Below are 12,646 nucleotides of genomic sequence, written 5' to 3' on the forward strand. Positions count from 1 at the left end.
CGCTCGCCCTCGCCCCGAGCCCTTCGGCGGCACCTGCGACGTCACGTGGTCCCGGCTTCAGGAGCCGCTCGCGACCGGCACCAGCAGCGCCACACACTCCACGTGGTGGGTCATCGGGAACGCGTCGAACGCCCGAAGCCGGTCGAGCCGGTAGCCGAGCTCGGCGAACGTCGCGAGGTCGCGGGCGAGCGCGGCCGGATCGCAGGCGACGTAGACGACCCGCTCCGGACCTGCGGCCGCGATCCGCTCCACCACCGCTCGGCCCGCGCCCTTGCGCGGCGGGTCCAGCACGACCACCTGCGGTGAGTCGGTGCGGTCGCGCAGCACGTTCTCCACCTGCCCGCACCGCCACGAGACCTGCCGCGAGTCCGCGAGGTTCGCCTTCCCGTCGGCCACCGCACGGCGGCCCGACTCGACGGCGAGCACCCTTCCCCTCGGTCCCACCTGTTCCGCGAGCACCGACGCGAACAACCCGACTCCCGCGTAGAGGTCCCACGCCCGGGCTCCGGGCGAGGCATCGGCCCACTCCCCCACCACCCGCGCGAACGTCTCGGCGGCCTCGGGGTGCACCTGCCAGAAGCCGTGCGCGGCGAGCCGCCAGTCACGCCCCGCGGCGCGCTGCACCGCGACTCCGCCGCGACGCTGCTCCGGGCGCCTGCCGCGTCCGGGCAGGCGGCGGACGTGCACCTCGCCGTCGGCGTCCTCGGTGACCTCGATCTCGTCACCGTCCGACCAGGTCCGCGGCAGCACCGCCTCCACCGCGTCGCGAACGGTGATCGGGCAGTCGGTCAACGGCACCACCCGGTGACTGCGATGGGCCCTCAGTCCCGCGTGGCCGTCGGCGGCGGCCACGAAGCGCACGCGCGTCCGCCACCGCAGCAGGCCGCCCGGCAGCTCCTCGACCGTCACCGGCAGGTCCAGCCCCGCGAGCCTGCCCAGTTGCTCCTCGACGACGCGTGCCTTGAGCTCGCGTTGCGCGTGGGCGCTCGCGTGCTGCCAGTCACATCCCCCGCACAGTCCCGGGCCCGCCACGGGACACGGCGGCTCGACCCGGTCGGGCGACGGCGTCAGCACCCGGACGGCGTCCGCTCGGCAGAACGACTTCCCCGTGTCCTCGGTCACCTCGGCGAGCACCTTCTCGCCCGGCAACGCGTGCCGGACGAACACCACCCGACCGTCCATACGGGCCACACAGTGGCCACCGTGCGCGACCGCCCCGACGGTCAACTCGAGCGTGCGGCCCGTCCAGTCCAGGCTCACGAGCGTGTCCCCCTCTCTCCTGCCCCGGACGCGGTGGTGGGGGGCTCACTCACGTGGAAACCGCGCCGCACGTCACCCGCCACCGGACGACGGCGCCTCTGAGCGGCACGTGTGGAGGCACGCCGGGAGGACTCCAGCTGCCAGGGCACGCTCGTCACCATCACGCGCGGCTGGAACAGCAGGCGCGTCTTCAGCCGCAGCGCGCTCTGGTTGTGCAGCAACTGCTCCCACCACCGGCCCACGACGTACTCGGGAATGAACACGGTGACGACGTTACGCGGCTGGTCGCCCCGCACTCTGCGGACGTAGTCGAGCACCGGCTTGGTGACCTCCCGATACGGCGACTCCACGACCTTCAACGGAACCGAGATCCGGCGCCTCTCCCACGCCCGCAACAACGCGCGCGTCTCCTCCTCGTCCACGTTGACCGTGACGGCCTCCAGCACGTCCGGCCGTGTCGCCTTGGCGTAGGTCAGCGCGCGCAGCGCCGGCTTGTGCAGTTGCGACACCAGCACGATCGCGTGGTTCCGGGCGGGCAGGGTCACCTCGTCGTCGGTTTCCGCGATCTCGGCGGCCACGCGGTCGTAGTGCCTGCGGATGGCACGCATGAGAACGTAGAAGAAGGCCATCGCGGCGAGCGAGATCCACGCGCCCTCCAGGAACTTGGTGACCAGGATGATGAGCAGCACGCACGCCGTCGTCACCAGCCCCACGGCGTTGACCGCCTGGGCCCGGTGCATCCGTGCCCGGGCAGCGGGATCGGTCTCGTCGCGCAGTTCCCGGCGCCAGTGCCGGATCATGCCGCTCTGGCTCGCCACGAATGCCATGAAGACACCCACGATGTAGAGGTGGATCAACACCGTCACCTGGGCGTCGAACGCGATCACCAGCACGATGGCGAACCCGGCGAGCACCAGGATGCCGTTGCTGAAGGCCAGCCGGTCGCCGCGCGTGTGCAGCTGCCGGGGCAGGAACCGGTCCTGCGACAGGATCGAACCGAGCACGGGGAAACCGTTGAACGCCGTGTTGGCGGCGAACACGAGTACCAGCCCGGTGAAGAAGATCACGTACCAGACACCGGGCGTGAAGTCGCCGAAGACGGCCCCGGCCACCTGCGCGACCAGGGTCTTCTGCTCGTAGCCCTCCGGCGCGTTGACGAACTGTCGTTGCGGATCCTCGGCCATCACGACACCGCTGGCGTCGGCGAGGAACAACAGGCCGAGGAACATCGGAATCGCGAGCAGCCCCATGAGCAGCAGCGTCGTGGCGGCGTTGCGCCCCCGAGGCCTGCGGAAGGCGGGGACGCCGTTGGCGATGGCCTCCACGCCCGTGAGCGCCGCGCTGCCGGACGAGAACGCGCGCAACAGCAGGGCCGCGAACCCCAGCCCGGCGAGTTGGCCGGGGTCCTCCACGAGTTCGAGCCCGGCGCTCTCCGCCCGCAGTTCGTCGCCGAACCCGAACGTGCGTATCGCACCCCACGCGATCATGCCGAGGATTCCCACGACGAACGCGTAGACCGGGACCGCGAACACCGTGCCGGACTCGCGCACCCCCCGCAGGTTCGCCGCGGCCAGGACCACGATCGCGGCGACCGCGAACTCCACCCTGTGGTCGGCCACGAACGGCACGGCCGACCCGATCGTGGCAGCCGCCGAGGCGATCGACACCGCCACCGTGAGTATGTAGTCCACCAGCATCGCCGCGCCGACGGCGAGGCCGATCCGCGTGCCGTGGTTGGCTGTCGCGACCGCGTAGGCACCGCCACCGGACGTGTAGACGCGCACGTTCTGGCGATAAGCCGCGATCACCACCACCATGACCAACGCCACGACCACGCCGATCCACGGGCTGTAGACGTAGGCGGAGGCCCCGGCGACCGACAGCATCAGCAGGATCTCCTCGGGCGCGTACGCGACCGAGGACATCGGATCGGAGGAGAACACCGGCAGCGCGATCCGCTTGGGCAGCAACGTGCGCGGCAGGCTGTCGCTTCGGAAAGGTCTGCCCAGCAGAATGCGCTTCGTCGCCGTGGCGAACTTGGACACGGCAGGAGCGTAAACCCCGGCGAGGCCACCGCGCGAAGGGCGTCGAGCCGCCCTCACCCGCGTGCTCGGTCCGGTGGCGGATCGAGCGGCCCGCCACCGGCACACGCGGGGTAGGTTGAGCTCTGACGCCAGTCGAGACGCCGGCCCGGTGAGGCGGCGAGGAGGAGAGCAGCGTGCACGTGGTGATCATGGGATGCGGCCGGGTCGGCGCGTCCCTCGCAGCGGCCCTCGAGCGGCTGGGGCACGACGTCGCGGTGATCGACAAGCAGAGGGAGTCGTTCCGCAGGCTCGGCCCCCACTTCCACGGCCAGCAGGTGCTCGGCATGGGATTCGACCGGGACGTCCTCGTCGAGGCCGGCATCGAGAAGGCGGGAGCGTTCGCCGCGGTGTCCAGCGGCGACAACTCCAACATCATCTCCGCTCGGGTCGCCCGGGAGACCTTCGGCGTCGAACACGTCGTCGCCCGGATCTACGACTCCAAACGGGCAGCCGTGTACGAACGGCTGGGTATCCCGACCGTCGCCACCGTCCCGTGGACCACCGACCGGTTCCTGCGCACTCTGCTGCCGGAGGGCACCGCCACGTCCTGGCGCGAACCGACCGGCACCGTCGCGCTGCTGCAACTGCCGCTGCACGAGGACTGGATCGGCCGCAGCGTCCGGCAGCTCGAAACCGAGACGGGATGCCGGGTGGCGTTCATCATGCGGTTCGGGACCGGCGTCCTTCCCGATTCGAGGACCGTGCTCCAAGCCGACGACGTCGTCTACGTGGCGGCGTTGTCCGGCACTATCACCGACGTCACGAGTGTGGCCGCGCGGCCACCCCAGGAGGAGAGCTGATGCGGGTCGCGATCGCGGGTGCCGGTGCGGTGGGACGCTCCATCGCCTCGGAGCTCATCGAGGCCGGGCACACCGTCATGCTCATCGAGCGCCAGTCGCAGCAGTTCCTGCCGGAGACCGTCGAACATGCCGACTGGGTGCTCGGTGACGCCTGCGAGGTCTCCACCCTGGAGGACTCGGGGCTGCAGTTGTGCGACGTCGTCATCGCCGCGACGGGGGACGACAAGGTCAACCTGGTGGTGTCCCTGCTCGCCAAGACGGAGTTCGCCGTACGCCGAGTGGTGGCTCGGGTGAACAACCCCGCCAACGAGTGGTTGTTCACCGAGAGCTGGGGCGTGGACGTGGCGGTCTCCACCCCACGCATGCTGGCCGCGATGGTGGAGGAGGCGGTCAGCGTCGGCGACCTCGTGCGGCTGATGACGTTCCGGCAGGGACAGGCCAACCTCGTGGAGATGACACTGCCCTCCGACACCCCGCTGGCGGGCAAGGCCGTGCGGGAGCTGGCTCTGCCGCGCGACGCCGCACTGGTCACCATCCTCCGGGGCGAGCGGGTCATCGTGCCGCAGCCCGACGACCCGTTGGAGCCCGGCGACGAGCTGTTGTTCGTCTCACCGACCGACACCGAGCCCGGTATCCGTCGGGCTCTGGGAGTGGGCGAGAACGGCACGGGGACGACGCCGTGACGCGGTGACGGCGCGTTGGTTCACGCCTGGGTGGGCGGCGGCTGACCGTACTTGACCCGCAACCGGGCCTCGATCTCCTCGTCGGTCTCGGCGGGCTCGGCCGCCGCCGCGAGCTCGGCGAGCCTGCGGTCGGAACGCCGCACGGCCCACACCACGACGAGAAGTGCCAGCCCGTACAGCGGGTAACCCATCGCGATCTTCGCGAAGGCCAGCCAGCCGGTGAGGTCCTCGTCGTAGAGCCACCGCTGGACCACGAACCGCGCTGCGAACACCGCGGCCAGGGCCAGCGTGGCGATGTCGTAGCCGAGCCGGGACGTCCTGTCCTTCCGCCAGGCCATGCCGCTGCCGTTGAGGAGGTTCCACACCACGCCCGCCAACGGCCACCGGACCACCACGGACCCGGCGAGGACGGCGAAGTACACCAGGCTCGTCCAGATGCCGAACAGGAAGAAGCCCTTGGCCGACCCCGTCCGATACGCGAGGAACGCCGCGATACCGACCGCGAACAGCCCTGAGATCGCAGGCTGGAGCGGCTCCTTGCGCACCAGGCGGACCACGGCGATCGCCACGGCGCTGCCGACCGCGCTCCAGATGGCGACGGTGAGCCCGAACAGGGCGTTGGCCAGCACGAACACCACGACCGGCAACGACGAGTACAGCAGCCCCGAGACGCCGCCCATCTGCTCAAGGAGGGTCGGCTGGGGTTCGCGCGAGTCCGAGCCGGGCGACTCCCCGGTCCGGCGGTCGTCCTCCTCCGAGGCCGTGTCCTGGTCGGTGTCGCCGTCGGTGCGGGATCGCTCGGAATGCTCAGTCACGCGCGGATACTCTCATCTGGTCGGCTGCAACAGTTCGTAGTACGGGTTGTACAGCACCTTGTGACCGTCGCGCTCGGCGAGCCTGCCCCGTACCTTGATCGTCCGGCCGGGCTCGATGCCGGGAATACGGCGTCTGCCGAGCCACACGAGCGTCACGTCGTCGGTGCCGTCGAACAACTCCGCCTCCAGCGTGGCCGCAGCGCTGCCCGGACACAAGTCCACGCTGCGCAACCGCCCCAGCACGGTCACTTCCTCACCAGAGCGGCAGTCGCACGCTCTGCGGGCTCCCCCTGCCTCGGACCGTTCTGAGAGGTCGTCGGCGTCCAGTTCGTCGATGTCACTGGTCAGTTTGCGAACCAACCGGCTGAAATAGCCGCCGTCCTTGGCGGGCATGGCGCCTGCTCCTGTGTCATCCTCAAAGGCCCCGATGCCGGGCCCTTCACCGCCAGCGTAACCCTGTCCGGGGTAGCGAATCGGAGTTCCGCCAGGATCGCAACGTGACCTCGGTTATGCCCGCCCGAACAGCCGTTCTCCTCCCCGGAACCGGGTCGGACGAGATCTTCGTCCGCGCGGTCTTCACCCGCCCGCTCGCCGCCGTCGGCGTCGCGGTGACGGCACCCGCGCCACCGCCGGGCGAGGCCGTCGTCACCGGTTACACCGCACTGCTCGACCGGATCGCCGAGAGGACGGACGGGCCCCTGCTCGTGGGGGGTGTGTCCCTGGGCGCCCATCTGGCCACCGCTTGGGCGGTACGCAACGCCGACCGCTGCGCAGGCGTGCTCGCCGCGCTTCCCGCCTGGAACGGGCCTGGGGAGACCGCGCCCGCCGCCATCGCGGCCACCGCGTCGGCCGACCTGATCGAGCGCCACGGCCTCGACGCCGCGCTCTCACTGGCCACCCGCGACGTCGCCCCGTGGCTCGCCGAGGAACTGACCCGCGCGTGGCGGCGGCACGGCCAGGGGCTGGCGGCGAGTCTGCGGACCGCCGCCCGGCATCCCGCGCCCGAGCTACCGGCGCTGCGCACGCTCGACGTCCCCGTGGGAATCGCGACGTGTGTGGACGACCCGGTGCACCCGGTCGCGGTCGCCAGGGCGTGGGCCGGCGCCCTGCCCTGCTCCGCACTGGTCGAGACCACACTCGACGCGCTCGGCGCCGACCGGGAGAGCCTCGGCCGGGCCGCGACACTGGCGTGGTTGCGGGCCACTACTCGGCGACCGCGACGAAGCCGCCCAGTCCGATCATGCTGAGCCCGGCGGCCACCCGCTGGCGCACCCGCCACCGCGGGTTGTTCACGAGCCGCCCGGACAGCCCCCCGGCGAACACCGCGACGGCCAGGTCGACGAGAGCGGCCATGGCCACCGCGATGAAGCCGAGCAGTGCGAACACGAGCGGAGCGGGCGCCGTCTCGGGATGCACGAAGTGCGGCAGCAGCGCCATGAAGTACAGCGCGGTCTTCGGGTTGAGCAGCTCGGCGATCATGCCCTGGGCGAGCGGGGACCTCGCCCAGCGCTTCGCGCCGCCGTCCGAGTCGACCTCACCGTCGTCGCCCCGCCGCACGATCGCCTGCACGCCGAGGTACACCAGGTACGCCGCGCCGGCGATCTTGACGACCGTGAACGCGACGGTGGACGCCGCCAGCAGGGCCGAGAGCCCCAGCGCCGCCGCGACCACGTGGACGGAGGCGCCGAGCGCGTTGCCGAACACCGAGCGCACGCCCTCGGTGCGGCCACCCCGCAGGCTGCGGGCGAGCACGTAGAGCACGCCGGGTCCGGGACTCAGCGCGAACAGCGCCGCCGTGCCCAGGAAGACGACCCACTCCGCTGAGGTGGGCACCGCTACCTCCTACTGCTGTGACTGAGCCTGCTGGGCCGGAGCCTGCCTGCTCTTGATGTGGGAGGCGATGGCCTCGGGCAGCGTGATCTGCAACGGCGTACGCACCGGCATCGGCGCCTCGCCACGGTCGACGACCGTGCCACGCATGATCGCGCGCAGCACCTCGGGCGCACGGGACGCCTCCGACTGCGGGCCCGCGATCACGCCCCGCAGCATCCACCGGGGCCCGTCCACGCCGATGAACCGCAGCGCGACCTCGCCCACGATGGCCGACAGTTCGATCCCCCACTCGCCACGCCCGAGGGCCACGCGCGCGCCGTCGGAGCGCAACTGCTCGGCCAGCTCACCGCTGACCTCGCGCCACAGCCCTCCCGACCTCGGTGCCGCGTACGCGCTTACCGTGACCTGTCCCTGAGGGGTCACCACGTGGACCGCGCGCACCGTGCCGCTGCCCTGGTCCATCTCCACCTGTACCTGCGAACCGTTCGGCACAGGCACCCGGATGGAACCGAGGTCCATCCTCGGGACACCGTCTTCGGGCGCCTCCGAGACGTCGTACGGGCCCTCGGAGCGGCCGTCCCCGTCCACGGTGTCCTCCGGATCGGCCTCCGCGCCGGTCCCGGTGTCGTACGGCTCACGCCCGAAGTCGTGGTCGTCGACCGCCTGCTTCCGCTTCCGTCGTCCGAAAATGCCCACTCAGTTCTCCGTTCCGAGCGCGGCATGGCCACCCGTCGAGCCGTAGCCGCCCGCTCCCCGTACCGTGTCGTCCAATTGCTCGACCTCGACGAAGTCGGCGCGCTCCACCCGCTGCACCACCAGTTGCGCGATGCGGTCGCCCCGCCGCAGCACGATCGGCTCCCTGGGGTCGAGGTTCACGAGGCACACCCGGATCTCGCCCCGGTATCCGGAGTCGACCGTCCCCGGCGCGTTGACGATCGAGAGTCCCGTCCTGGCCGCGAGGCCCGAACGGGGATGCACGAAACCGGCGTACCCCTCGGGCAACGCGACGGCGACGCCCGTGCCCACCACGACCCGTTCACCGGGAGCGATACGCACGTCGGACGTCGTCACCAGATCGGCGCCCGCGTCACCGGGATGCGCGTACGACGGCAACGCGACATCCGGGTCGAGCCGGGAGATGAGGACCTGCACGCTGGACACGACTCGCGAGACTACCCTGATGTGGGTGACCGAGAGCGCGAACACGCGGACAAGAACTGATCTTGCGTATGCCGAGCGGCTCGCCGTGGCCTGGTGGGGCTGGTTGTTGCCGGTGGCGGCCGCCGTGCTCCTCGCGGCGCAGGTCCAGTTCGCCTATCCCGCTGTGCCGGCGTGGGCGCCCTACGCGGTGCTCGTGCCGCTGGCCGTCACGGTGGTCCTCGCCCTCGGCCGCATGCGCGTCAGGGTGGAGACGGGCGACGAGCCCCAACTGTGGGTGGGCGGGGCGCACCTGCCGTTGCGGTACGTGGCGGCCGTGGACGTGGTGACCAAACAGGACAAGCGCAAGGCGCTCGGGCCGGAACTCGACCCGGCGGCGTTCTGCGTGCACAAGCCCTGGATCGGCACGATGGTCCGGGTCCATCTCGACGACCCGCAGGATCCGACCCCGTACTGGTTGTTCAGCACGCGCCACCCCGAGAAGCTCGCGACGTCGCTGACCGACGAGTCCCCCGACGCGGTGGGCGGCGACGTCGACAGGCACTGACACCAAGGCGGGTGGCCTCGGAGACCGATATCCCGAAACCACCCGCCTTGCGGATCGCATCCCCTCCGGACGAGTGCCACTGCACCGGACGCGGCGCCCCCGCCACCGCGCGGTGACCGGCAGTGCCGGGCGGCGTCAGACCGCGTCAGGCGCAGTCGCGGCAGATGAGACGCCCGCCGGACTCCTCGGCGAGCCTGCTGCGGTGGTGCACCAGGAAGCAGACGGAGCAGGTGAACTCGTCGGCCTGCTTCGGCACGACCTTCACCGTCACGTCCTCGCTCGACAGCCCGGAAAGGTCGGCGCCGGGGAGCTCGAAGTTCTCCGCCGACGCGTCCTCATCGACGTCCACGACGCCGGACTGGGTCTCGTTGCGCCTCGCCTTCAGCTCCTCCAACGAGTCCTCGGCCAGCTCGTCGGCTTCGCTGCGGCGCGGAGCGTCGTAGTCGGTCGCCATTTCTCTTTCACCCCTGCGATCAGCTTCGATACGTGTTCGCGGACTCGGCAGCCGCCGCCCGCGAGTTCTTCGTGCCGCTGGTCAACGTCCCAGCGCCCGTGTTTGTGCCCGGATTCCGGCGTGAGTGAGGTCTCTTTCGTCACCTCGCTGTCACCGACTGGAGCCCGGGAAGGGTAGCCCACCGCCTACCCCGACTCGAAGCTGGTCACCCAAGCCCTAAGATACGTCACCCAACAGGGTTAATACTGTGTGGAGCAGGACTTCCGTCGTTCGGGTTGTGGCGTGGCACCGGTGGCTGCACCGGGCGCCACTCGCTTGCCCGGGTGGGCACCGCCGTGATGCTATCCAGAGGCGGTCGGGAGCGCCGTGCTGTCACGCCCGGGCAACGACGACGGCGGACACACGGACGGATCTTTCAGGGGACCAACTTCTCACGTGAAGGGACGTGCAGGTGGCGGCGGGGACAGGGGGTCGCACAGGGGCAGGCAGGCAGCGGACGGTTCGTCCTTACCGCAAGAGAAAACCTTTGCCCGCCCTCATCTTCATCGGGGTGTTGGGCGTGGCGGCCGTGGTCGTGTGGGTGAACGTGATCAGCTCGTCCGGTGACATCGCCGAGGCCGTCACGTGCGACCCGAGGCCGGCCCCGCCCGCCGACACCACGTTCACACCGCTGCCCTACGACGCTCTCGTGACCACGCCCCCGGTTCCACCCTCCCGGGTCGAGGTCACGGTGCTCAACGCCAACAACACCCGTGGCGACGCCTCGATCACAACGGAAGCCCTGAGGCAGCTCGGGTTCACCCGCGTCACCGAACCGGCCAACGACGAGGTGTACACGGGCGACACCGTGGCGAACTGCCACGGTCAGATCCGCTTCGGCCCCGCCGGTGAGGGCGCCGCCCGCACGGTCCACCTCGTGAACCCGTGCCTGGAACTCATCAAGGACAACCGCAAGGACGCATCGGTGGACCTCGCGATCGGCACGAACTTCAACGACGTGAATCCGTCCGAGGCCGCCGTGGAGATCCTCGACCAGCTGAAGTCCTGGGAGGCCGAGAAGGGGCAGGACGACACCGACGAGCAGTCCACCGGCGGCGTCGGACCGGTCATCACCGAGACCCTGCTCACCGAGACCCTGCCGAAGCACTGCTGAGAGAGCCCGCGGCGTCGGTGAGGCGGCTCAGACCTCGCCGACGCCGCACTCCAGCAACGCGGCCCGCAACGGGTCCGCGATGGAGGGCGCGGCCGCCAGGATGGCGTCGGCACCGAGAGCCGGGTCCTCCCCCGGCAGAGTGACCACCGCCCCGGCCTCGGCGGCGACGAGCGCGCCCGCGGCCCAGTCCCACCGGTTCAGCCCGTGCTCCACGTAGGCGTCCAGCCAGCCCGCCGCGACCGCGCACAGGTCCAGCGCCGCGGACCCCTGCCTGCGCAGGTCCCGCACCCTGCCCAGAAGCTTCGCCGTGAACTCAGCCTGCCTGGCACGGCGTTCGGAGCGGTAGGCGAACCCGGTCGCGAGCAACGCCACGTCGAGACCGGTGGGCTCCGACACTCGCAGCGGCCGCCCGTCCAGCCACGCACCTCGCCCCCGGGTGGCGGTCCAACGGCGTCGCGACGCGGGCTCCACCACTGCCCCCGCGACGGAGACACCGTCGACCTGCGCGGCCACGGACACGGCGAACCACGGCAGCCCGTACAGGAAGTTCACGGTCCCGTCGATCGGGTCCACCACCCAGGTCACTCCCCCGGACGGCCGGACCGCACCGTGGGTGCCCTCCTCCTCACCCAGGACCGCGTCTCCCGGCCTCAACTCGGCGAGGCGCTCCCGCACCAGCCGCTCCGACGCGGTGTCCACCGCTGTCACGACGTCGGTCTCACTGGTCTTCGTGTCGACGGCCACGGTCGCACCGGTCAGCATGGACTCGTAGGCGTCGCGAACCAGGTCGGCGGCGTCGGAGGCCACCCGCTCGGCGACGGCGGTCAGGGTTTCGGGGTCGGATTCCACTGCTCCCACGCCGACTATGGGATCACATCCGGTTAAAGTCTCGCCCAACGACTTCTGAATCGAGAAGGAAGGGGCCTCGCCCATGACGGCGAACCGTGGGTTCGGCATCGACATCGGCGGCAGCGGCATCAAGGGTGCCCTCGTCGACCTGGACAAGGGTGAGCTCATCGGTGACCGGCTGCGCATCGACACGCCCAGGCCGTCGACGCCCGAGGCGGTGGCCGACGTGGTCGCCGAGATCGTGAACCACTTCGGCTGGGACGGCCCCGTCGGCATCACGCTTCCCGCGGTCATCAAGAAGGGCGTCGCCCACACCGCGGCCAACATCGACCCGAGCTGGATCGGCCTCGACGCCGACGCGCTGTTCGCCGAGCGGCTCGGCCGTGACGTGGCCGACGTGGCCATGTTGAACGACGCCGACGCCGCGGGCATGGCCGAGATGCGTTTCGGCGACCCGGCCGCGAGGAAGGGCGTCGTCGCGCTGCTGACCTTCGGGACGGGCATCGGAAGCGCGCTGTTCCAGAACGGCTCGCTCATGCCCAACACCGAGTTCGGTCACATCGAGATCGACGGCCACGACGCGGAGAAGAAGGCGGCGGCCTCGGCGAAGGACAACGAGGGGCTTTCTTACCCCGATTGGGCCAAGCGAGTCAATCGTTATCTGACCGTGTTGGAGGACCTCATCTGGCCGGACCTGTTCATCGTGGGCGGCGGTGTGAGCAAGAAGTCGCACAAGTGGGTGCCTCTGCTGGACATCCGGACACCGGTCATCACCGCATCGTTGCTGAACAACGCGGGGATCGTGGGAGCTGCCGCCGCCGCGAAGGAGGGGCTCGCCCACTGAGCCGGCGCCCGCTGCGCGCCGCGCGACGGGCGGAAAACCCCTTGCGCGGCGCGAAGACGGGGGCCGCAGAGATGATCGCGGGTGCGACTGCTGCCGCTACCGTCGTTACAATGGAACACGGCTCTCGGCTGCGGGAGACAAAACCGCAGGCCGGGGCAAGTTCCCC

At 70.7% G+C, this 12,646-nt stretch carries 15 protein-coding genes; 6 read left to right on the forward strand and 9 right to left on the reverse strand.

From position 1 onward, the window contains the following. Window positions 1-57: 57 nt before the first annotated feature. Entirely contained in the window at window positions 58-1,260 is a 1,203-nt protein-coding gene (locus SACCYDRAFT_RS15855; RefSeq protein WP_005457599.1) for a class I SAM-dependent RNA methyltransferase, read from the reverse strand. Continuing rightward, on the reverse strand, window positions 1,257-3,305 hold the full coding sequence (locus tag SACCYDRAFT_RS15860; protein WP_005457600.1) for an APC family permease: 2,049 nt from the start codon (window positions 3,303-3,305) through the stop codon (window positions 1,257-1,259). The genes SACCYDRAFT_RS15855 and SACCYDRAFT_RS15860 overlap by 4 nt, the downstream gene beginning before the upstream one ends. Window positions 3,306-3,478: 173 nt before the next feature. On the opposite strand from SACCYDRAFT_RS15860, the gene SACCYDRAFT_RS15865 reads away from it, so the two are divergent. Beyond that, window positions 3,479-4,144: a potassium channel family protein gene (locus tag SACCYDRAFT_RS15865; protein ID WP_005457601.1), complete on the forward strand. Its 666-nt coding sequence runs from the start codon at window positions 3,479-3,481 to the stop codon at window positions 4,142-4,144. Then, complete coding sequence (locus tag SACCYDRAFT_RS15870; protein ID WP_005457603.1) at window positions 4,144-4,827, forward strand: potassium channel family protein; 684 nt, start codon at window positions 4,144-4,146, stop codon at window positions 4,825-4,827. Before SACCYDRAFT_RS15865 ends, SACCYDRAFT_RS15870 begins: the two co-directional genes overlap by 1 nt. A 20-nt stretch (window positions 4,828-4,847) precedes the next feature. Here the strand turns inward: SACCYDRAFT_RS15870 and SACCYDRAFT_RS15875 are convergent, their stop codons facing one another. Together SACCYDRAFT_RS15875 and SACCYDRAFT_RS15880 are read right to left on the reverse strand one after the other, a co-directional pair. Next, window positions 4,848-5,642 carry a DUF3159 domain-containing protein gene (locus SACCYDRAFT_RS15875; protein WP_005457604.1) on the reverse strand — a complete coding sequence of 265 codons (795 nt, stop codon included), beginning with the start codon at window positions 5,640-5,642 and terminating at the stop codon, window positions 4,848-4,850. Window positions 5,643-5,654: 12 nt separating this feature from the next. Further along, on the reverse strand, window positions 5,655-6,035 hold the full coding sequence (locus tag SACCYDRAFT_RS15880; RefSeq protein ID WP_005457605.1) for an OB-fold nucleic acid binding domain-containing protein: 381 nt from the start codon (window positions 6,033-6,035) through the stop codon (window positions 5,655-5,657). 104 nt (window positions 6,036-6,139) lie between these two features. On the opposite strand from SACCYDRAFT_RS15880, the gene SACCYDRAFT_RS15885 reads away from it, so the two are divergent. Beyond that, the gene (locus tag SACCYDRAFT_RS15885; protein WP_005457606.1) at window positions 6,140-6,889 is read left to right on the forward strand and encodes an alpha/beta fold hydrolase; all 750 of its coding nucleotides are present in this window, start codon (window positions 6,140-6,142) and stop codon (window positions 6,887-6,889) included. Here SACCYDRAFT_RS15885 and SACCYDRAFT_RS15890 read toward each other — a convergent pair. Genes SACCYDRAFT_RS15890 through dut form a run of 3 tightly spaced genes read right to left on the reverse strand, consistent with a single transcriptional unit; the run spans window position 6,846 to window position 8,627 of the window. Next, on the reverse strand, window positions 6,846-7,475 hold the full coding sequence (locus tag SACCYDRAFT_RS15890; protein WP_005457608.1) for a LysE family translocator: 630 nt from the start codon (window positions 7,473-7,475) through the stop codon (window positions 6,846-6,848). The two genes, SACCYDRAFT_RS15885 and SACCYDRAFT_RS15890, sit on opposite strands and share 44 nt — an antisense overlap. Before the next feature lie 9 nt (window positions 7,476-7,484). Then, a complete protein-coding gene (locus SACCYDRAFT_RS15895) occupies window positions 7,485-8,171 on the reverse strand; it encodes a DUF3710 domain-containing protein (protein ID WP_005457609.1) in 687 nt (228 codons plus the stop codon). Next, window positions 8,172-8,627, reverse strand: coding sequence for a dUTP diphosphatase (gene dut, locus SACCYDRAFT_RS15900; RefSeq protein WP_043537333.1), 456 nt, complete (start codon window positions 8,625-8,627; stop codon window positions 8,172-8,174). It abuts the gene before it with no gap. Between the two features lie 28 nt (window positions 8,628-8,655). Between dut and SACCYDRAFT_RS15905 the strand changes: the two genes are divergently transcribed. Continuing rightward, entirely contained in the window at window positions 8,656-9,180 is a 525-nt protein-coding gene (locus SACCYDRAFT_RS15905; protein ID WP_085979179.1) for a DUF3093 domain-containing protein, read from the forward strand. Between the two features lie 145 nt (window positions 9,181-9,325). Here SACCYDRAFT_RS15905 and SACCYDRAFT_RS15910 read toward each other — a convergent pair whose 3' ends face one another. After that, on the reverse strand, window positions 9,326-9,634 hold the full coding sequence (locus SACCYDRAFT_RS15910) for a DUF4193 domain-containing protein (RefSeq protein ID WP_005457612.1): 309 nt from the start codon (window positions 9,632-9,634) through the stop codon (window positions 9,326-9,328). Window positions 9,635-10,085: 451 nt separating this feature from the next. Between SACCYDRAFT_RS15910 and cei the strand changes: the two genes are divergently transcribed. After that, window positions 10,086-10,787 (forward strand): envelope integrity protein Cei, encoded by a 702-nt coding sequence (gene cei / locus SACCYDRAFT_RS15915; protein WP_052309202.1) that lies wholly within the window; start codon window positions 10,086-10,088, stop codon window positions 10,785-10,787. Between the two features lie 27 nt (window positions 10,788-10,814). Here the strand turns inward: cei and SACCYDRAFT_RS15920 are convergent, their stop codons facing one another. Next, window positions 10,815-11,636, reverse strand: coding sequence for an inositol monophosphatase family protein (locus SACCYDRAFT_RS15920; RefSeq protein ID WP_005457614.1), 822 nt, complete (start codon window positions 11,634-11,636; stop codon window positions 10,815-10,817). 82 nt (window positions 11,637-11,718) lie between these two features. On the opposite strand from SACCYDRAFT_RS15920, the gene ppgK reads away from it, so the two are divergent. Then, entirely contained in the window at window positions 11,719-12,480 is a 762-nt protein-coding gene (gene ppgK, locus SACCYDRAFT_RS15925; protein WP_005457615.1) for a polyphosphate--glucose phosphotransferase, read from the forward strand. The last annotated feature ends 166 nt before the right edge of the window (window positions 12,481-12,646 follow it).

The organism is Saccharomonospora cyanea NA-134 (assembly GCF_000244975.1).
Taxonomy (GTDB): domain Bacteria; phylum Actinomycetota; class Actinomycetes; order Mycobacteriales; family Pseudonocardiaceae; genus Saccharomonospora; species Saccharomonospora cyanea.

Coding starts and splice junctions, on each gene's coding strand:
- SACCYDRAFT_RS15870 (WP_005457603.1), top strand. CDS start 4,144: ATGCGGGTCGCGATCGCGGGTGCCGGTGCGGTGGGACGCTCCATCGCC.
- SACCYDRAFT_RS15880 (WP_005457605.1), bottom strand. CDS start 6,035: ATGCCCGCCAAGGACGGCGGCTATTTCAGCCGGTTGGTTCGCAAACTG.
- SACCYDRAFT_RS15905 (WP_085979179.1), top strand. CDS start 8,656: ATGTGGGTGACCGAGAGCGCGAACACGCGGACAAGAACTGATCTTGCG.
- SACCYDRAFT_RS15910 (WP_005457612.1), bottom strand. CDS start 9,634: ATGGCGACCGACTACGACGCTCCGCGCCGCAGCGAAGCCGACGAGCTG.
- ppgK (WP_005457615.1), top strand. CDS start 11,719: ATGACGGCGAACCGTGGGTTCGGCATCGACATCGGCGGCAGCGGCATC.